The sequence below is a fragment of the Bacillus sp. ISL-47 genome (genome assembly GCF_018613175.1).
Taxonomy (GTDB): Bacteria; Bacillota; Bacilli; order Bacillales; family Cytobacillaceae; genus Cytobacillus.
Genome location: NZ_JAGGQS010000047.1, coordinates 54,625 through 75,348 on the forward strand (window position 1 = coordinate 54,625; position 20,724 = coordinate 75,348).

At 40.7% G+C, this 20,724-nt stretch carries 18 protein-coding genes; 4 read left to right on the forward strand and 14 right to left on the reverse strand.

From position 1 onward, the window contains the following. Positions 1-88: 88 nt before the first annotated feature. Positions 89-610, forward strand: coding sequence for a hypothetical protein (locus tag J7I93_RS16320; RefSeq protein WP_214726926.1), 522 nt, complete (start codon positions 89-91; stop codon positions 608-610). 136 nt (positions 611-746) lie between these two features. Here J7I93_RS16320 and J7I93_RS16325 read toward each other — a convergent pair whose 3' ends face one another. From J7I93_RS16325 to J7I93_RS16390, 14 genes are all read right to left on the reverse strand, one after another. After that, entirely contained in the window at positions 747-1,268 is a 522-nt protein-coding gene (locus tag J7I93_RS16325) for an RNA polymerase sigma factor (protein ID WP_214988539.1), read from the reverse strand. 33 nt (positions 1,269-1,301) lie between these two features. Next, on the reverse strand, positions 1,302-3,260 hold the full coding sequence (locus J7I93_RS16330) for a DUF6449 domain-containing protein (RefSeq protein ID WP_214988541.1): 1,959 nt from the start codon (positions 3,258-3,260) through the stop codon (positions 1,302-1,304). Then, entirely contained in the window at positions 3,235-4,131 is an 897-nt protein-coding gene (locus tag J7I93_RS16335) for an ABC transporter ATP-binding protein (RefSeq protein WP_214726931.1), read from the reverse strand. Before J7I93_RS16335 ends, J7I93_RS16330 begins: the two co-directional genes overlap by 26 nt. Beyond that, positions 4,115-4,513 carry a GntR family transcriptional regulator gene (locus J7I93_RS16340; RefSeq protein ID WP_214726933.1) on the reverse strand — a complete coding sequence of 133 codons (399 nt, stop codon included), beginning with the start codon at positions 4,511-4,513 and terminating at the stop codon, positions 4,115-4,117. Before J7I93_RS16340 ends, J7I93_RS16335 begins: the two co-directional genes overlap by 17 nt. A gap of 421 nt (positions 4,514-4,934) precedes the next feature. Further along, the gene (locus J7I93_RS16345) at positions 4,935-6,725 is read right to left on the reverse strand and encodes an L-lactate permease (protein WP_214726935.1); all 1,791 of its coding nucleotides are present in this window, start codon (positions 6,723-6,725) and stop codon (positions 4,935-4,937) included. A gap of 236 nt (positions 6,726-6,961) precedes the next feature. Beyond that, positions 6,962-7,738, reverse strand: a complete 777-nt coding sequence (locus J7I93_RS16350) for an IclR family transcriptional regulator (RefSeq protein ID WP_214726937.1) — start codon at positions 7,736-7,738, stop codon at positions 6,962-6,964. Between the two features lie 68 nt (positions 7,739-7,806). Then, positions 7,807-8,586 (reverse strand): fumarylacetoacetate hydrolase family protein, encoded by a 780-nt coding sequence (locus tag J7I93_RS16355; RefSeq protein ID WP_214726939.1) that lies wholly within the window; start codon positions 8,584-8,586, stop codon positions 7,807-7,809. A gap of 66 nt (positions 8,587-8,652) precedes the next feature. Continuing rightward, a complete protein-coding gene (locus J7I93_RS16360; RefSeq protein WP_214726941.1) occupies positions 8,653-10,830 on the reverse strand; it encodes a malate synthase G in 2,178 nt (725 codons plus the stop codon). Positions 10,831-11,032: 202 nt separating this feature from the next. Then, positions 11,033-12,490 carry an FAD-binding oxidoreductase gene (locus J7I93_RS16365; protein WP_214726943.1) on the reverse strand — a complete coding sequence of 486 codons (1,458 nt, stop codon included), beginning with the start codon at positions 12,488-12,490 and terminating at the stop codon, positions 11,033-11,035. After that, a complete protein-coding gene (locus J7I93_RS16370; protein WP_214726944.1) occupies positions 12,490-13,845 on the reverse strand; it encodes a (Fe-S)-binding protein in 1,356 nt (451 codons plus the stop codon). The genes J7I93_RS16365 and J7I93_RS16370 overlap by 1 nt, the downstream gene beginning before the upstream one ends. Next, entirely contained in the window at positions 13,846-15,171 is a 1,326-nt protein-coding gene (locus tag J7I93_RS16375; protein WP_214988543.1) for an FAD-binding oxidoreductase, read from the reverse strand. A 64-nt stretch (positions 15,172-15,235) separates the two neighbouring features. After that, positions 15,236-15,928, reverse strand: coding sequence for a FadR/GntR family transcriptional regulator (locus tag J7I93_RS16380; protein ID WP_214726945.1), 693 nt, complete (start codon positions 15,926-15,928; stop codon positions 15,236-15,238). A 271-nt stretch (positions 15,929-16,199) separates the two neighbouring features. Further along, positions 16,200-17,474 (reverse strand): C40 family peptidase, encoded by a 1,275-nt coding sequence (locus tag J7I93_RS16385; RefSeq protein ID WP_214988545.1) that lies wholly within the window; start codon positions 17,472-17,474, stop codon positions 16,200-16,202. A 677-nt stretch (positions 17,475-18,151) separates the two neighbouring features. Then, positions 18,152-18,511: a Na-translocating system protein MpsC family protein gene (locus J7I93_RS16390; RefSeq protein ID WP_214726946.1), complete on the reverse strand. Its 360-nt coding sequence runs from the start codon at positions 18,509-18,511 to the stop codon at positions 18,152-18,154. 252 nt (positions 18,512-18,763) lie between these two features. On the opposite strand from J7I93_RS16390, the gene fdhD reads away from it, so the two are divergent. From fdhD to J7I93_RS16405, 3 genes are all read left to right on the forward strand, one after another. Next, positions 18,764-19,567, forward strand: a complete 804-nt coding sequence (gene fdhD / locus J7I93_RS16395; protein ID WP_214726947.1) for a formate dehydrogenase accessory sulfurtransferase FdhD — start codon at positions 18,764-18,766, stop codon at positions 19,565-19,567. Positions 19,568-19,758: 191 nt separating this feature from the next. Next, positions 19,759-20,184: a CBS domain-containing protein gene (locus J7I93_RS16400; protein ID WP_214726948.1), complete on the forward strand. Its 426-nt coding sequence runs from the start codon at positions 19,759-19,761 to the stop codon at positions 20,182-20,184. A 124-nt stretch (positions 20,185-20,308) separates the two neighbouring features. Then, positions 20,309-20,641: a hypothetical protein gene (locus tag J7I93_RS16405; RefSeq protein ID WP_214988547.1), complete on the forward strand. Its 333-nt coding sequence runs from the start codon at positions 20,309-20,311 to the stop codon at positions 20,639-20,641. Positions 20,642-20,724: the final 83 nt, after the last annotated feature.

Here is a 20,724-nt window from a genome sequence, read left to right on the forward strand (position 1 = left end):
ATTCCCTGTAAAAATGTAATCTATTCGGACACATCCTTAAACTAAGGCATATAGATATTATCATTCTATGATTAAACGGAGGCATTTCATGAAAAATCGTAAACGTCTGCTGTTGTCATTTGTTGTAATTTGTGTTTTAGCCCTTTTTTATATAAGCTATATGACCTTTAGAAGCGGACATTTTACACAATGGAGCCACACCGAGGTCAGCAGAGAGATGTTTGAGGAACATCAGGCTGTTTATTTGGGATATGACTTTAGCTGGGAAGGAATTGGCACTCCGATTCTTCAAAGTATTTCATTGTACAAAGAAGATGGAACTCTGTTAACTGAGGACGATGGGCAGATTTCGATTGAAGCTTTTATTGAAAGAACGGATAAATATAATAAAACGGGAGCAATCCCCGAGGATCGTGCCATTCAAGAAGGATTCACAGAAGATTACTACCCTGTAGCAGGGTATCCTGTTAAGGAAGACTTGAGAGTTATTTTCCGAGTGGAGCTGCTGGATATAAAATTCGAGGGTGATATAGGAGAATTAATAATAAAATATAAGGTTTTTGGGTTAAGTCAGCAGCAATCTGTTGATTTTCCAAACATTATTTTTTGATTTTCTTGCTTTAAAATGATTTATCATCGCTCTATCCAATTTTCAATTCAGGCAATCTGTCAGAAACTTTTTAATAATATTAGCAACTGTTCCAGTGAAATATAAAAACAGCTCCCTTTCAGAAGCTGTTTTTAAATCAGGCAGAATATCGATCTTTGAGCATTTCTCTCAGCTGCTTCCTGACACGGTACAATTTTGTTTTAACTGTATTGGGGTTAAGATGAAGGATGTCCGCTATTTCTCTTTCCTTTAACCCATATCTTATTTTGAGCAGGAACACTCTTTTCTGTTCAGGTGAGAGGGAATCGACATATGTGTATATCTGTTCCTGCAGTATGTTTACCTCTGCTTCCTGACCGGCATCCAGATGAGTTCTTTCCAGACATTTTTCCAAATCGGTGCAGACTGCTATTCTCTCATTTGTCCTTCTTTCTTTTCGGACAAAATCAATCGCTGTTCTGGTAGCAATCGCCGATAGCCATGCACCTAATTTTTCCTGATCCTCAACGGTATCTATTTTTTTATATGCTTTAATGAGTGTTTCCTGGACAACATCCTGTGCAAGATAGTGATCACGTGTAATGCAGTAAGCAACGTGAAAAAGCCGATTATTATACAGATTACAAATTTCTCTCATATCAACTGAATGTTTACTCACTCTCATCCCCCTCTCTTTCCAGCTATATAGCTTCTATTCAAAATGTTTTTTTATGAAGCCTGGCACGTTTTTTCCATTGAAGTTTTTAATATCAATGGCTCTTTGCTCTTCAAAATAGAATGCAATTAAATATTCTCCATCAACAAAACCTCTTGCGCTCTTAAGGCTGCTCTCAATTTGTTCTTCATTAGTGATTTTCATTGCCTGGTTGCTTTGTTTCATATCTTCAAATATATCCTCGTATGAAAAACCTCTTGCATGATTAATATTAAGATCCTCTGCTTTCATAACAAGGGCATATGAAACATCGTTACTAGTTACCCTGGCTTCATCAAGGAGTGACTTTTCCTTCAGCCATTTTTCAAACTTATTATAGGAAGGATTCCATTGCATGTAGGCTTTCTTGCTGTTGCTATAATAAATTTCGATATAGGCATACGGCTCGACATCATTCATGCTCTCTTCATAGGCTGCTGAATCCACTTCTTCTGTCAAAATCTCAACTGCTTCTTTTAGATCATCAGGATTTGTAATTATAGCCCGCTTATTTACAGGACCTGAAGGAGTGATGGTAATTTTGGTAGTTTCATCAGCTGCAACTTTGTAGATCTCGTTTGTTGCTTTTTTATATTCATCCGATTCAAAGATAAGCTTATAGAAGGGCCTGTATTTCGTTTTATCTATTTTGTAGTTTCGAACAAGTTTTTCGCCATTTTTCAGCTCATATACAATAAAGGCAGTATCCCGGTGATTGGCCTGCATGTGATCAATGCTTTTATTTTCAACAATCTCTTGATGAAGCCTTCTGACCAGATCAATATTTTCAAATTCTTCTAGATATAAAGGCTCATCCCGATCAATGTCACTATAAAGATAATAACTTTCGCTAATATGGACCCGATTTATCTCGCGGGCTGAAGGTATGTTTTTCTCATATTGGGTAAAGTCAAATTGAAATAGCATGAACAATACTGCGATTACGGCTGTATAAATGATTAGTCCTCTAACATGGATAGTCACACGCCAGGATTTTTGCAAAACCATTTCTGCTATTGCATATCCGATTAGTGCTCCGAACACATAGCCTGCAATTAGCCATCCCACGCCGTTCCTCATCTCGCCAAAGTACATCCCGCCAAGAAGCATGGTACAAAATGTTGTTCCGTATTTAAAAATTGGTTTAGTAATTGGAAATACAAGAGCTTGAGAAACAGCCTCCAGCTTTCTCTTTTTGTAAATCCATTGGCTCAGCCAATACAACGAAAGTATAAGTATGAGATAAACCACAATCTCGCTTGTCCCGGGAGCACGGTAATTGATTTGAACCAATGAAGTCAAAGGAGAAAACTTTTCAACCTTACTTTCCATATAGTATTGATTAGGATATCCATATAAATAAAATGGCAAATTAAAAGCCAGAAGAATGATTAGCCCAGCTGGCAGCAGCAGGACAATATAGGATAATGCCCCCTGTACCGCAGATAAACCTGTAACCATTCCTACAAAAACACCGGCCAAGTAGATTAAGATATTGTACATAAGGGTGATGCCCAGCCATTTAAAAATTTCGCCAATTTCATAAAATTCATTCAAGAAGAGCGGCTGATAAAGAATCAAAACGATAATGGCGATAAGCAGAACCGGCAAGATTAAAAGAAGAAGTCCAGTAATGGCATATTGATGAAAGATGGCTTCTCTTCTAATCGGCAGGCTATGGATTAAATCACTATACGGTTTCATCTGCAGAAACCGAAATAAAAAGACTACCATTAGCACTGGTATGCTAATGGTTAAAATGATCTGAATCTGAAAATTATATTGAAACAGATTATCAATATCTACGAATTTACGCTGTTCCTCTGAGGTGGTCATCAAAATCTCAAGTGGAATGCTAAAAAACAGCCCTAAAAAATAAATAATCGAAACCCAGCCAACACTCCTTATGATGGTTTTCCAAATTTCTTTATTAACCAAGGATATTTTGGACAGCATATCCAACATCCCCCATTTCATAAATAAAAATTTCTTCAAGCGTAAGGGGAAGCAGATCAAAAATGACAGGTTTGAATTGTTCAACATAGGCTGAGATTTCCTCAGCATCTCCCTTGACAATACAAATCATGATACTGCCTCTTTTTTCTTTATGCAGCAGTTTCATAGAATCAAAGATGGCAGGTACCGGTCCTTTAAAAGCTACCTGAATTTTATGGGTCTCTGATTTGATATCATCCAAGTCTTTTTCAAGAATGATCCGCCCCTTATGCATAATGCCTATATAATCACATAAGTCTTCCACTTCCCGTAAATTATGAGATGAAATCAAAATAGTCATTTCCCTATCTGCAACCTCATTAATTAGAAGGCTTTTAACTTTTTTTCGCATAACAGGATCCAGGCCATCCATTGGTTCATCAAGAATCAGGACTTCCGGTCTCGCTGACAAAGCAAGGATGAATGCAGCCTGCCTCTGGATTCCTTTTGAAAATCTATGAATCTTTTTATGTACATCCATTTCAAATATGGCAGCCAGCTCGCCGAATCGAACTTCATCCCATCCGCTATAAATGCTCTTATAAAACTGTGCCATGTGCTTGACCGTATATTGTGGAAGAAAAAAGGGATTATCCTGAATAAAGAAGATCTTATCCTTAATGGCCTTGTTTTCAAAAACTGGCTCGCCATCTATCGTCACTGATCCTTCGTCCTGTACATAAATGCCTGACAATAGTTTCAAGAGTGTTGTTTTCCCGGCTCCATTAGAACCTAGCAATCCATATATAGAGCCTTTGTTCACATGAATGCTAACCTTTTCAACAGCTTCCAGTTCCTCAAAAGATTTCCCGACGTTACTGATTTTGATCACTTTCAATCCCTCCCCCTACTGTTGCTTCTATCTCTTTAATCATCTTGAATATTTCATCGGCTGAGATACCGAGGTATAATGCCTCAGAAAGGAGCTTCGAAAGCTCACTTTTTACCTTAACGATTTTTTCACTGTTTTGCTTGGGAGTTGCGGGACTGACAAAGCTTCCTTTTCCTTTAATTGAATAGATATAGCTTTGGGATTCCAGCTCCCTGTATGCCTTTTGAATGGTATTAGGATTGATCGTCAACTGCTGGGCCAGCGTTCTTACGGAAGGCAGCTGTTCATCAGCCTTTAAAACCTCTGTTATGATCAGCTCTTTTAACCGTTCAACCAATTGTTCATATATGGGCTTACGGCTCCTTACGTCCAATTCAAACATGCTAACCCTCCCACCTGTATATAGTGTACTATGACTCGTAATACAGTTAATACAGTTAGATTATATTACAAGTATCTGGAAAAGGGAATAGGGTTTTAGAATTTTTTTTAATAGCCTGGCTCTTTTAAATTTGCCTGATGATTGCCACTGCAGGCAATCCCTTTCCGTGGGCGGCCCGATGCTCCTGGTCGCTTAGCTCCTACGGGGTCTTCCTTAGATCCGCACTCCCGCAGGACATTGATTAGGCTTTCAATAAACACTGAACGAAGAAAACTGCAAATGCATTTTCGAGGATCTCTCGCCTCCCGCTCCAATCAATAGGGGCTAAGATACAACCATAAGCATTAACAGTGCCAATAACTTATAAATCCACAATAAAAAAACTGGCTTAGCATAACAGCTAAGCCAGTGGAAAACATCATTATTTAGCAGACTTCACATTCACTGGAGGAGGAGGCAAAATCATGTTGGAGCGTCTGTTGTTTGTTGCGATAATGTATACGGCAGCGACAGCAATGCCGACTGCAATGAATGATCCAAGGTTGAAAATGCCTTTTTGCGAATACCAGACAATCGAGTATCCGACTGATCCTGCTAATAAGGCGTAATAGAAAAACGGGAATAATGTTTTCCGAATAACAGCTCCTTCTTTTCCTACTAATCCTACAACAGCTGATGCTGCTACAACGTTATGCACACAAATCATGTTGCCAGCTGCTCCGCCTACTGCCTGAAGGGCAACAATCCACGTAGCATCCACACCGATTTGTGATCCTACATCATATTGAAACAAGGAGAACATCATATTACTAACTGTATTACTTCCGGCAATAAAGGCACCAAGACCACCAATAAATGTTGCAAAGAACGGCCAGAATTCTCCTGCGAGGGCTGCAGCTCCATTTGCTAATTCAATCGGCATTTGGTTATAGCCTGCAGCACCTCCTCCTGTATTAATGAATACCTGAACCATTGGCACTGTAAAAATTAAAGCCGTAGAAGCAGCTACTGTTGTTTTACCTGAATCAGCCCAAGCTTTCTTATATGAATTTGCATTCATTCCATGAATGAAATAGGTGATAACTGATACCAAAATAAAGATGGTACCAGGCAAGTAAAGCGGCTGAAAACTCGAAGTGATTCCTGAATCAAAGATGTTCTCGAATTTCACAGTCCAGGACTGCATCCAGCCAAGGAATGGAAGCGATTTCAATCTGGTTAATACTAAAAACAGGCCGACTAAAACATAAGGAGCCCATGCACGCATCATGCTCATGCTTCCGCTTTTGTGTGCAACCTCTTTAATTTCAAGTTTTCCAGTCCATTCAGGATCCCATTTAGACTTTTCTTCAAAATCCCAAACCTGATCCTTTGGCGGCATAAGAAAGCCTTTTTTTGCTGCAGAAACTACAATTGCCAAACCGACTAATCCCCCAACCATTGAGGGGAACTCAGGTCCAAGGACATTCGCTACAATTACATATGGAATTGTCATGGCAAAAGCAGCAAATAAGGCAAATTTCCAGACTTTAATTCCTTCAGAAAAGGATTTGTTTTTTCCAAAAAATCTTGTCATTAGAGCCACTACAAATAAAGGAATTAATGTGCCTGCTATCATATGGAGAATTGCAACCTGTCCTGCAATTTGTGTAACTAGTGCCAACAGATTGTCCGTAAGGCTGGCGTTACCCGATAAACCAGTCTGTACTCCCACCAGCATAGGAGTTCCTACGGCGCCAAAGGAAACAGGCGTACTTTGAATAACCATACCGGCAACAACTGCTGCCATCGCTGGGAACCCTAATCCAACTAAAAGCGGAACCGCTACTGCTGCAGGAGTTCCAAAGCCTGAAGCACCTTCAATAAACGACCCAAACAGCCACGCGATGATAATGACCTGAATACGGCGGTCTGCAGAGATATCCGTGAATCCCTGGCGGATTGTTTTAATTCCGCCGCTTTCCTGCAGGGTGTTAAGGAGCAGAATTGCACCAAAAATAATGTACAGGAGTGTTCCAGCGACTACAAGACCGTTAATTGAGGCAGCAGCAACATTAGCGCCGGGCACTTTCCAGATAAATAGCGCTAAAACGACTGCAACAAGGTATGAAATGGGCATCGCTTTACTTGCCGGCCATCTCATTCCAACAAGGAACACTGCAACAGCAATAATCGGCAAAAGAGATAGAAAAGCTAAAGTTCCAGTACTCATAAAAACATTTCCTCCTTCTGTTTCGTAATGACAAACAATAATTGCATTTTGTTGCGGACGAAGAAACATTGTTATATAACTATAATAGTTTTGTTATACAACAACTACTTGGCCTATATTTTATTATACAGTCCTTTTTTGTAATTTCAACAATATTAAGAAAATTAAATATATATTTTTTAATAAAAAAATTAGCCCGATATATCTTTAATATAAGATATATTGGGCTAATAAATTTAACTGATACGGCTGACATGACCTAAACGGGCGGAAATATCTTTTCCTGTTTTAACCATTATCGATTTCAGCGTCTTCATCCTGTCGTCCGTCATTCTCATGGTAGGTCCTGATATACTCACCGCTGCAATCACCTTTCCCAAATGGTCAAAAATAGGAACAGCTACACATGTAATGCCATATTCGTTTTCCTCCAGATCAAGCGCATATCCCTTTTGCCTAACTTGGCTGAGTTCTTTAAGAAATTCTTCTTTATCAGTTATCGTTTTATCCGTATGGACCGGCATCCCTTTCCGTTCCAGGATATCAACTACCACACTGGAGGGCAGGTGTGCAAGAATGGCTTTCCCTACAGATGTGCAATGCATAGGAGCCCTTTTCCCAACCTTTGAGTGCATCCTCAATGTTTCATTGCCCTCAAGCTTTTCGATATATACAACTTCTCCCTGATCGTATACCACTAAATGAATAACTTCGTTCGTCTCATTCTCAAGTTCTTGTAAAAAAGGCCTTGCTTCCGCCCTCAAATCGATTGATTCAAGGAGCTTTGAGCTGATCTCAAGGAACTTGTAGCCCAGCTTATATTTGCCTGTTTCGCCATCCTGTTCAATATATCCATATTGTACAAGTGTTGAAAGGATTCGGTAAACCGAGCTTTTATTTATGTCTATTTGCTTGGCTATCTCTGTAACCCCAAGGCCGCCTTTTTTCATGCTAACCAGCGTGATGATATCAAGTGCCCTGCTAACAGATTTAACCATATTTTCTCTTTCCAAAACGTTCACCTCTGGTGCAAAACCTTTATCTTTAAAACATTATAGCATACAAGAAATTGTGAAAATGATTAAACTGTTTTTACACCTTCTCGGGCTGCAGCAAATGTGTTGCGAAGTGTTCCTACTTCTTTAATTTCACACTCAATAACATCGCCGGAACCAACCATTTCAGCTCCAACAGGGCTTCCTGTCAAAATGACATCCCCTGGCTTCAGTGTCATCACATTCGTCAGGTAAGAAATCATTTTGCGGATCGGTATAATCATTAATTCCGTACTGCTGTTCTGCTTTTCTTGCCCGTTTAATTTCGCTTCAACCTTTACTTGGAATGGGTCCAATTCTGTTTCAATAACAGGTCCCAGCGGAGTGAAAGTATCGAAAGATTTTCCTACCGTCCAATGTCCGTCACTATGGAAGAATTGCGGCGCTGTTACATCATTCCCTACTGTATAGCCAAAGACATAATCAAGCACATCCGATTCTGCTACATTCTTAGCCTCTTTCCCGATAACTACAGCAAGTTCCGATTCAAATTTAATCTGTTCAATGCCCTCCGGAATTACGATGTTTTCCTCTGGTCCAATTACGGACGAAACAGGCTTGAAAAAGAATACTGGAATCTCAGGAAGCGTTTCCGGTAAATCAGTTTTTGCGGATACGTAGTTAGCTCCTATACCGATAATCTGATTTGGCACAAGCGGGGCCAGCTGCTTTACTTCGCTTTTTGAGAAAGAATTCCCTGTAAACTCCCATTCTCCAAAAATATCACCTTTAATTTCTTTAACTGTTTCATTTTCTATTACTCCTGTATGTACAGCTGAATTAACTTCGAACCTTGTAAACTTCATTTTCTGTATCTCCCTTCAGTTATCTGTAAAGAACAGGGCATTTTCATGCCCCATTCCTATAATCATTTATTGTTTTACAGCATACTTAGCTTTAGCTTCAAGGCGGCGGCGGTGCAGAATTGGCTCAGTGTAGCCGTTTGGCTGATCATATCCTTCAAATACAAGGTCGCATGCTGCCTGGAAAGCAACCGAGTTCTCAAAATCAGCTGCCATTGGGCGATAAGCCGGATCTCCAGCATTTTGTTCGTCTACCACTTTTGCCATTTTCCTAAGGGTCTCAAACACCTGTTCTTTTGTACAAATGCCGTGGTGCAGCCAGTTCGCAACATGCTGGCTGGATATCCTTAATGTGGCACGGTCTTCCATTAAACCAATATCGTTAATATCTGGCACTTTTGAACAGCCAATGCCCTGTTCAACCCAGCGTACAACATATCCCAGAATGCCTTGTGAGTTATTCTCAAGCTCTTCTTGAATTTCTTCAGGTGTCCATTGCGGCTTTTCAGCAACCGGAATTTGCAGGATATCATCGCGCAGATCAGAAATATCCTCCATTAACTTGTTTTGTACTTCCTTAACATCTACCTTATGGTAATGCAAAGCATGCAGAGCTGCAGCTGTCGGAGATGGAACCCATGCAGTATTGGCTCCTGCATTCAGATGGCCGATTTTCTGCTCCATCATATCAGCCATCATATCCGGCATAGCCCACATTCCTTTTCCAATTTGGGCACGCCCCTGGAAGCCTGTTTCAAGACCGGTGTTAACATTGGACTTTTCATAGCCCTTAAGCCATGCAGTTGATTTCATGTCGTTCTTGCGGATCATCGGGCCAGCTTCCATCGATGTATGCATTTCATCGCCAGTACGGTCAAGGAATCCTGTGTTAATAAATACAATGCGCTCCTTTACTTCACGGATACACGCTTTTAGGTTTAAGGAAGTACGGCGTTCCTCATCCATAACACCAATTTTTAATGTATTCCGCTCAAGTCCCAGCAAATCTTCAGTACGGTCAAACAAATCATTCGCGAAAGCAACCTCTTTAGTACCGTGCATTTTCGGTTTAACAATGTAGATGGAGCCTTTTGATGAATTTTGGTAAGGGCCATTTCCAAGAATGGTATGCTTGGCGATAAGGCTTGTCACCACTGTATCAAGAATTCCTTCCTGAATTTCATCCCCATTAGCATCTAAAATAGCGTTGTTAGACATTAAATGACCAACATTGCGGACGAACATGAGTGAACGACCTGACAGAGATAAATCTTCTCCTGTCGGGGATACATACGTACGATCAGGGTTTAATGTACGTGTCAATGTTTTATTGCCTTTACTAAACGTTGCAGAAAGATCGCCTTTCATTAATCCAAGCCAATTTCGGTAAACAAGAACCTTGTCTTCTGCATCAACTGCTGTTACGGAGTCTTCACAATCCATGATCGTTGTAACAGCTGCCTCGAGAAGTACGTCTTTAACGCCAGCATCATCTGTTTTTCCGATAGGATGGCTTCTGTCAATTTGAATTTCAAAGTGCAGGCCGTTATTTTTCAAAAGAATTGCGGTTGGATGATCTTGCTCTCCCTGATAGCCGGCAAACTTCGCTTCATCTGCCAATCCTGCAATTTCCCCATTGCTAAGGACAACAGCAAACTTTCCATCCTCTACCTTGTACTGTACTGCTTCCTTATGCGACCCGCTAGTTAATGGAACTGTTTGATCAAGGAATTCTCTGGCGAATGAAATAACTTTTTCACCTCTGACAGGGTTATAGCCACCGTCCCGCTGAGCACCATCGTCTTCACTGATGGCATCGGTTCCGTATAGTGCATCATATAAGCTGCCCCAGCGAGCATTTGCTGCATTGATTGCATAACGTCCATTGTTAACAGGCACAACTAATTGAGGGCCAGCCTGGATAGCCACTTCATCATCAACATTTTCTGTGGTGATCTTGTAATCTTCTGCTTTAGGTTCAAGATAACCTATTTCCTCTAAAAATGTTTTATAGCTATTAAAATCGAAGTCTTTATTTTCACGATGCCAAGTATTAATTTGATTTTGAATTTCATCACGCTTTGCAAGAAGTGCTTTATTTTTAGGCGTCAAATCGTTTACAAGCGCTTCCAAACCTGACCAAAATTGCTCCTGATCAACTCCGCTTCCCGGAAGAGCTTCAGAATTAATAAATTCATAGAGTTCACTTGCAACTTGCATGTTTCCAGATTTCACATAGTTTCCCATTGGTCATTTCCTCCTTAGAATTGCCCTGTACTTTAAGACTGGGCAAAATGCAGAGATAGGATGTTTGTTATTACAAAACACCGTTTCTCATATTGCTCTTAAAAAAATAATAGCATGATTTTCTTCACAGTTTCAATAATTTTCAAGCAATTTATGATTCTTTCCATTTTTGTTAGCCAGTCTATCGGCGGCTGCCTGTTAGTTATGAAATCGCCTGGGTTTTCAACTCTTTCTTGATTTCCACACAGCGGCCCGGTGACGGGAAGAGTTTCCCTGCATTTAGCAGGTTATGAGGATTAAAGACTTCACGAATTTCTGTCTGGGCAGCAATTTCTTCTTCAGTGAAAACAAATCGCATCTCTTCCCGCTTTTCAATACCGACACCATGTTCCCCGGTTATTGTTCCCCCAACATCCGCACATACCTTCAAGCATTGGCTTCCAGCTTCAAGCGCTTTCTCTGATTCCCCAGGTATTCTGGCATCAAATAATACAAGCGGATGCAAATTTCCATCACCAGCATGAAAAATATTCGCAATTCTTAATCCCGATTCATCGCTAATCTGGTTGATTCTTTGCAGTACTTCAGGCAGCTTGCTGCGAGGGATCACTCCATCCTGTACCAGGTAATCTGGAGAGATCGCTCCCATGGCGCCAAAGCCAGTCTTTCGATTGGCCCACCATCTTGCTCTTTCTTCTTCATTCCTAGCTGCTCGGACTTCACGGACATTCCGCTTTCTGCATACCTCAAGAATCTGATCAATTTGTTCATCAATCCCTGCAGCAATACCATCCACTTCAATAAGCAGAACAGCTTCAATATCTTTCGGATGCCCAACCGGGAAGGCTGCTGCTTCTACACCTTCGATCGCTGTCTTATCCATCATTTCCAACGCAGCTGGTACGATGCCCGCGGATATAATATCTGAAACTGCCTGACTGCCATCCTCGACATTATCAAAATATGCGAGTACAGTTTGCTTTCCTTCCGGATTCTTAAGAATACGGACAGTTATTTTAGTAACAATTCCCAATGTGCCCTCCGAGCCTGTGATCAGTCCAAGCAGATCATACCCGGGCGCATCCGGGATGCCGTCATTTCCGATTTCGATTATCTCGCCATTCGGCATAACCACTTCAAGTCCAAGAATATGATTTGTGGTTACCCCGTACTTCAAACAATGGGCACCACCAGCATTTTCAGCAACATTTCCTCCGATTGTACAGCAATATTGGCTGGAGGGATCGGGAGCATAGTAATAGCCTTTGTCTGATATTGAATTTGTGAGTTTGAGGTTAACAAATCCCGGTTCCACAACAGCGCGGCGGTTTTCAAGATCCACACTAATAAGCTTTTTCATCCGTACCATGCTGATTATGATTTCCCCATTGAGCGGTATGGCACCTCCGCTCAATCCTGTTCCTGCCCCTCTTGCAAGGAAGGGCAGCTCATTTTCTGAACAGTACTTTACCACTTCAGCTACTTCCTGGGTGTTCTTCGGAAAAACGACTGCTTTTGGCAAATGCTTGTGAATCGTAAAACCATCACAGTCATAGGCAAGCAAATCCTCCTTTTGATAGAGGATGGAACGGGCGCCGCCAACAATATTAGCCAAATTCAAGATATGTTTATCCTTCGATTTAATATTCTTTACCTTCATTATTCACCCTCCTTCATGCCGTCTTCCTTTTTATACGCCCAGTCAAGCAGCTGTACAGTATGGACGATTTTCTGGTTACGGCCGTATTTCTGAACCCCCATCGCCATTTGAAGCATACAACCCGGATTTCCCATTGAAATCATTTCTACATCATCCGGCACATTCTCCATTTTGCTTTCAAGGACAGCATTGGCCATCTCTGGATTGGTTATATTATAAATTCCAGCACTTCCGCAGCAACGATCTGAATTTGGCATATGGACCATGTCTACTCCAGGTATATCCAATAAAATGTCCCTCGGCTGCTGGCGGATTCCCTGGCCATGTGCAAGGTGGCAGGCATCATGGTACGTGATACGTTTATTTAATTCAGCTTTTGGCTTTTCATATCCTGTATCATGAAGGTGTTTAGAAATATCTTCTACCTTTTCTGAAAACTCCTCTGCCTTCGCATGCAGTTCTGGATCTTCCTTGAATAGTTCTGCATATTCCTTCATCATGCATCCGCAGCCTGCTGCATTCACGATCACCTTATCAAAATCCTTAAAGGCCTCCATATTCTGTTTTGCGAGCTTTCTTCCCATTTCGCGGTCACCAGCATGGACATGAAGTGCTCCACAGCAGGTCTGATTTTGAGGAATGACAACATCATTTCCATTTCTGGTGAGTACATTTATGGTAGATTCATTAATATCGCTGAACATAACATCCATTACACAGCCGGTTAGCATGGCAACTTCCTGCTTGGTTTCACCTTTGGCTTTAATCACCTTAACATCTTTATATTTCTTTTTAACGGGCTCTTTCACCTCTGGCATGATTGATTCCATATCAACAAGATGCTGAGGCATGATATTAATCAGCTTCGTCTTCCGTACCACTTTTTGCATGCCGCTTTTTTGATAAAACCTTAATAGGCCCCCAAGAGTGTTCAAGCGATTTTGATGAGGGAATAAATCATGAAGGAAAAACTTGCTGACAGCTCCCTTTACCCCTGTTAACGGCATTGCCTGGCGGATTTGCCCGCGGGCTTCTTCAATCAAACCTCCTACATCAACATCAGCAGGACAGGCAGTTGTACAGGCACGGCAATCCAGGCACTGAAATACCGGATCCATGAATTGCTCATTCACTAAAAGCTTCCCTTCAGCCACTGATTTAATCAGATGAACGCGCCCCCTTGGCGAATGCTGTTCCTGTCCTGTCTGCTCATAAGTAGGGCAGGATTCCAGACACATTCCGCAATGGACACAGTCTGCCCATTTCTTTTCATCCGGCGGATCGCTCCATAGATAGTTGCCCAAGCCTGACGTACATGGCGGATCTTGTTTTAAATCGAGTTCCCGGACACTCATTTAAATTCCTCCTACAAACCTGTTTGGGTTCAATGTTTTATGCGGATCCACTTTTGTTTTAATTCCTTGCAGAAGAAAGAAGTACGATGGATTCTTTCCCCAGACATTTACTTCTTTTCGCAATTCAAATGGCAAATGCTTCACAATAGCATATCCACCAGCCTTCTCAGCGATCTCTTTTGCTTTTTTAACCGCAGAAGCTACATCCTCGGCAGCTCCTCTGATGGATACCTGACTCAATCCATGGCCCAAGCCTCCGTGTGACTCTACCGATACGTTGAACAAGTCTATTAGAAGCTCAGTTTCCTTTATAACATTCAGCACATTCAGATTAACCGTACCAACCTTCAAGCAAGCCTCTGTTTCAGCTGCCAATACTTCAGATGTCCCATTCGGAATATGCTGGTAAAAGCGCTTCCAGAAGAAATCTGCTTCTTCTTTTGAATTTACACTTAATTTTGCATTTGCTGGCAAAATGTTTTTTATAAAATCTTCCTGATATCGGACAGAGCTTTCTACATCTTCAAAGCTCATCGCAAGAGTATAGAAGTTTATTCCGGTAAGCTTCTCTGAAAGTGCTGGGTTTAATAGCTCCATAGTTACTGGTTCAATCATGGAATCAAGAACCTTAACCGTGAATGATCTTATTTCCTGAAGATTTCCTTGCGGGAACGATACAAGAACCAGGCTTTCACTTTTAGGCAGCGGTCTTAGTTTTAACGTAATTTCGGAGACAACCCCAAGCGTTCCCATTGACCCGATAAATAGCTTATTCATATCGTATCCGGCAACATTCTTAACAACTCTGCCGCCAGAGCGGATAACCTTCCCATCTGGATAAACAATCCTTAACCCAATAACCGCATCACGGGCGGATCCGTATCCCAATCTTTTGGGTCCGCTTTCATTTGCAGCAATCACTCCGCCAATTGTTGACTTTTCCGGCCAGAATGGGTCAAGTGAAATCTTTTGATTATGCTTTGCCAGGTAATCCTGGAGTTCTTTGAAAGGAGTTCCTGCTTTTACTGTTAATGTCATATCTCCAGGAGTGTGTTCTACAATTCCTGTATACCTTTCAAGAGAAAGCAGGATATCTGCCTTTTCATCAAGGCCCCCAAACCCTCGTTTTGTTCCTCCACCCATTATGTTAATGGTTAAACCATTTGAATTGGCATATTTTAATACTCCTGATATATCTTCTTCTGATTCTGGATAAGCTTTCACATGTCCCGAGTTTCCAAAGGGATGGACTTCTTTTTCACCTTCTATTAATTGATCTTCTCTAAGGATTGTTTTTAACTCGCTCATTGATTCTGCCGCAATCAAAACAAACACCACCTATCGTTTCGTAATAGCAAACAACGTTTCTCATAGATTTAAAAAAAATACTTTATTGTTCCTGAAGAATACTCATTTGCAAAAGCTGCTCCACCAGTTCTAAATGCTCAATCATGTGTTTATGTGCCTGTTCAGGTTGCTGGTTTTTAATAGAAAAATAGATTTCAAGATGCTGCTGCTCAATTTTTTTGGCAGTTTCAGGCTGTGTTTGGATATGCTTATGGAAATCCATCATCGACTTTTTCATAGTTTCCGAAATAAACTGAACAAACTGGATGAGGATATCATTTCCTGCTGCATGGGCAATCGCCATATGAAACTGGTAATCCTCCTCCCATCCATGAATGGCTGTATCTGAAATCAGCACAGTCATTTTTCTGAGATCCTCTTCCGTGCGATTTCTCGCCGCTATTTCGGCAAGACCGGTTTCGACCATTTTTCTCGCTTGGAACAGCTCCTGGATGTCTTTAATGTCAGGAAGCAAGTGGTGGCTGTTAAATAATTTCGAGGAGTCAAACTTGCAAATATAAGTTCCTTCTCCCTGCTTAACATGAACAATTCCTTTCCCCTGCAGTGATGTTAAAGCATCCCTGACGGCGGAGCGCCCGACACCAAATAATTCGCATAATTCTCTAACGGATGGCAGCTTCTCCCCCGACTGAAAGGAACCCTTCGCAATCATCTCTTCGACTTGCTCTGCAACCAAATCTGAAATTTTCCGATTTGAAATCTTTTTTACATTCACGCTAATGCCTCCTCCCATTTCAGACATCACATATCTGATATGTTGCTTGTTATTTATTATTAAAGCACGATGAATTGTATTAATCAATAAAATATTTAGAATTTATTTAAGATTTCAAGTATTTTATATCTTCTTTCTTATACTTAAGTGTTTTGCTAGGAAGAAGGGCTTACTTATTATCTTGCTGCCTTTCCAGCAGGAATTGATATTGGAGAACAAAAAAAACCTGACCAGTCATGCTTTCGCATGGTGATCAGGTTTGAACTATTATTTATTCTATTACGCGGACTACACGGCCATTAAATACATTCTTCCAGTAGCCGCTTGACATATTGGCAATCGCGACCCCTGTTGAGCTTTGGGAACCGATGAATTTTCCGCCGCCAAGGTAAATGCCCACATGTCCATCCTTTTTATACGTATCAAAGAAAACAAGGTCTCCAGGCTTCATTTCGCTGGCAGAAACCTGGCTTCCAGCATATTTAAGAGAATCTGTGCTGGCTCCTACCTTAATTCCTGCTTGAGCAAATGACCAATGAACAAATCCGGAACAATCAAATCTTCCATTGGCAATATCATAAGAATTTCTGCCGCCGCCAAACACATAAACCGAATTGCCGATATACTTGTTCCCAGCAGTTGTGACAATATTAACTGCACTGCTTCCATTAACTGATTGCTTAGGTGCAGTATTGCTGGAGCTGCCAGGCTTGTCCTTGCTTACTGTTGTTTGTGTTTTAGGCCTATCTGCCCCTGGAGATGATGGTGAAATAGCCGCAGTTTGTGCAGCTAAGCTTTGTTCGATTTCAGCAATCATAGAAGCATATTTGCTATCCTCAGTTAGAAGCTTCGCCTTCTTTTCAGCAATACTGCCCTCTTGTACTTTCAGCTGCTGAATCAGCGAGTTATTCTGCTGTTTTTGTTCCACCATATTAGCCTGCATGCCTTCCAGCTCGGTCATCATACCGTTCAATTTGGACAACTCTGCTTCAACTGCAGCCTTTTTCTCTTCAAGTTCTTTTTTATCCTTTTCCTGTTCCGACATTAATTGTTTGTCTGCCTGAACGAAAGTCGTAACTGCATCAACACGGTCAACAAAATCACTGAAGCTTGAAGCACCAAGCAGAACATCTAAATAAGCTACTGTTCCGCCGCTTTCCTGGAACGACTGCGCTCTCTGTTTCAAAACAGAGCTCCTCTTTTCGATTCTTTTTTCGATGATCTCCATTTCCGATTGCAATTCATCTAACTCGGATTGAGTGCTCGTAATTTTGCTTTGTGTGTTTTCTATTAATTTATTATTATCTTCAATCGCTTTCTCTACTCTTTGAATCTTTATTTTTAGTTCGGATATTTCCTTTAATACTGAAACTAGTTCCTGATCAGCCTTGGCAAGACTGGTTTGTATGTCTAATCGCTGCTGCTGGACTTCACTTTTTTGATTATGTAATTTATTAATAGATTCAGCATTTACGCCCGGAATAGAAAAAGCACTTCCAAGCCCTAGCATAATTGTAGTATTTAAAACGAGCAGCTTTTTTTTCAAAATTACTCCCTGCTTTCTGATATGCACTCGGCCAATCCTAGCCAGCATATGAAATATATAAAACTTTTGCACTATGTATTTTAAAATTAAGCGATTACAATAAACTCTTAGTAAATTTGTCTTTCTATGGAGGATTATACCACCGTTATTTGACAGGCTTGTAATATTACTATTACAAAAATATTTCATTCATGACATTAAACCCCTTTTTTCGCGAATTTGGCATGACATTTTTCCTGTTTTTTCTTCATTTAATAAAAAGGCTGTTTTCACAAACTTTGTTGCTATTTAAACAAGAAGTGAGTAGAGGTTGATTTCCGCTCCAGGATGCTCAAGCTTCCGCGGGGTAGGCGGTGAGTATCCTCGCCCCCCAGCGCCTGTCGGGTTTCACCTGTCCCACTCAACCCGCTGGACTTTGAATAAGCATCCTTGAATCATCAACGAACGAAGGAATGCGAATGCATTTTCGCGGGATTAGCACATTATGCTCCAATCAACCAAACTAATTTATTAATGTTTTTAATTGCATAATCTATTTAAAAACAACATTCTTTAGAAAAGAGCCAATAAAAAAAGACCGATATCCGAGTTGACATCCTCGAGATTTCAGCCTTTAGTTATATTGCTTAATTATGATGCACTTAATATAGAAGGAACCGGGCAAATAGTTTAATCTGCTAACTCCTAAATTTGCTTTGGATGTCCTGATCAAAAACAAAAACGGACATCCCAAAATCACGTTCTATATCAATGTCAACAAATAGGTCGATAAGTTTCGCCTGCAGGAAGTCTTCCATTTCTGATGGACGATTTTTCTTATACATTTCTTTTACCATTTCAGTTCGGGCTGCACGAAGCATTTGTTTTCCTTCATCTGCACTGGCAATAAACTTTTCTACAGGAGACAGATTCCCTTCCATCTCACAAATAGCCCAATTTTTACAGAAAGTTGTCCTGACCTGGCTTGGCCCTTTACCCATATGCTTTTTCCTGAAGGAGCGCACTAAGTTACTAAATTCAGCTTCATACTTATTCATCTATCCAACCCTCTAATATCCAATTATTTGCCCTAAAAAGCTTAAACAGCTATTCACTTTAATAAGTTAAGCAATTATCGCCCTTATTGTCAAACAAATAAGCCGGGTACCAGGTACCTATACCAATTGCAAAGTGGTATAGGTACCTGGTACCGCATCTATATTAACACTATGCCAATATTAATTTCTTGCCTAATTGTGATTTTGTGCTAATATTTTTGTTAGTTGAACAGAAATTAGGAGGCGGCTTACATGGACAGCCAAATCAGCAACAGCAGTAAAATTGTTAAATTTCAGGATGGGGTTTTGAAGGAAACACATGATGAAATTGTATCAGAACATCCATTAACCATTCATCTGAATGGTGAGGAGTTCGCCACTATGGTCTGCAGCCCAGATAACATCAAAGAGCTGACAATTGGCTTTCTGGCTTCAGAAGGTTTTATCCGGAGAATAGACGAAATTAAAAATATTCAAATAGACGAAAGCAAAGGCTATTCATATGTAGATTTACACGCTAAAACTATCACAGCAAGCCATGAGTTCCATTCCAAAAGATTCATCGGTTCGTGCTGTGGAAAAAGCAGGCAATTTTATTTCCATAATGATGCCCGTACTGCTAAAACCTCCACTTCAAAAATGACTTTGACTCCACAGCAATGTATCTCATTTATGGAGCAGCTTCAGGAAGGCAGCATTACGTTCCAGGAAACCGGAGGGGTACATAATGCCGCATTATTTTCAGCTGATGAATTGATAGTAAGCAGAACTGATATTGGCCGCCATAATGCATTAGATAAAATCCTTGGCTACTGTATTGAAAACCGTATTCCTGTCAGGGATAAAATTATCGCATTTAGCGGGAGAATATCTTCGGAAGTTTTGCTTAAAGCTGCAAAAATTGGAGTGGGCATTATCCTTTCAAAATCTGCCCCTACTAATCTCGCTATTAAGCTTGCAGATGATTTGAATATTACTGCGGTGGGTTTTATTCGCGGAGACACCTTCAATGTTTATTCACACCCGGAAAGAATTATTTCTGAGAAGCGAAGTTAATTTATCTTGAACACCAAAAATATATGAGAATAACAAATAAAAGAATCCGGGTTGGGTTCTTTTTTTGTTATAGGGTTCAAAATCTTAAATTTATCAATTACTGGTTATTTTTTATAATACGTTTCGCACCTGCTACCACGGGGAAATCCATTAATATCAGGATAACAAATTCTTAGAAGGAGGCAATACCTATGAAAATCACTGAAATGATGACAACAGAGGTAGAAAGCTGTTCACCAAATGCTACCCTTATGGAAGTGGCGGCAAAGATGAAGGAATTGGATGTCGGTGTAATGCCTATTACACAAGATAATGAATTAGTGGGTTTAGCAACTGACCGGGACCTGGTATTAAAAGGCCTTGCTGAAGAATTGCCGCTCGATGCACCGGTGTCCCAGGTAATGACCGGCGATCCGGTGAGGGGTACTGTAACAATGACACCTGAAGAAGCGGCTGATATTATGGCAGATGTACAAATTCGCCGCCTTCCTATCGTAGATGACGGCAAACTTGTGGGAATCGTATCATTAGGTGATTTAGCCGTCCATACCCGAACTGAAACTGATGCTGGAGAGGCTCTGGAAGAGATCTCCTATCCTTCTGAACCAAATAAATAAAAACAAAGAATGGATCTCTTTTTGGAGATCCATTTCTTTTATATTTTGCATGGTAAAAACTTCTTATACAACTCACTTTTTTGCATATAGGTGAATACCCTGATTATGCAAAGGAGGAATGCTTATGTATTATTTTAATGCACATGGAAACCTGCCTGTTTCATGGAACCGTGAAGATCAGGACTTCAGGGATGCCAAGAGCCAATGCCAAAAATATATGAATTACCATGTGATTGCCCAGATGAAGGACGGTTCTCAAGTTGAAGGCATCATCGAGGATATGGATGATGAAGGCGTAACAATGATGGTGCCTGAGGATGTTGAAGAAAATGAGTCAAGAATATATGGAGGGTATGGCGGATATGGAAGAAGAAGATACCGCAGATACCGGAGACGCCGTTTTCCATTCTATGCTTTTGCTTTTCCATTTATTTTCCCATTTCCTTTTTATTATTAGACTCTTATAGTATAGATTGTTTTTTTTGAACTATAAAGCTTGCCCGTTGATTACCGCCCCATTCACTCAAGCTGCCGCGGGGA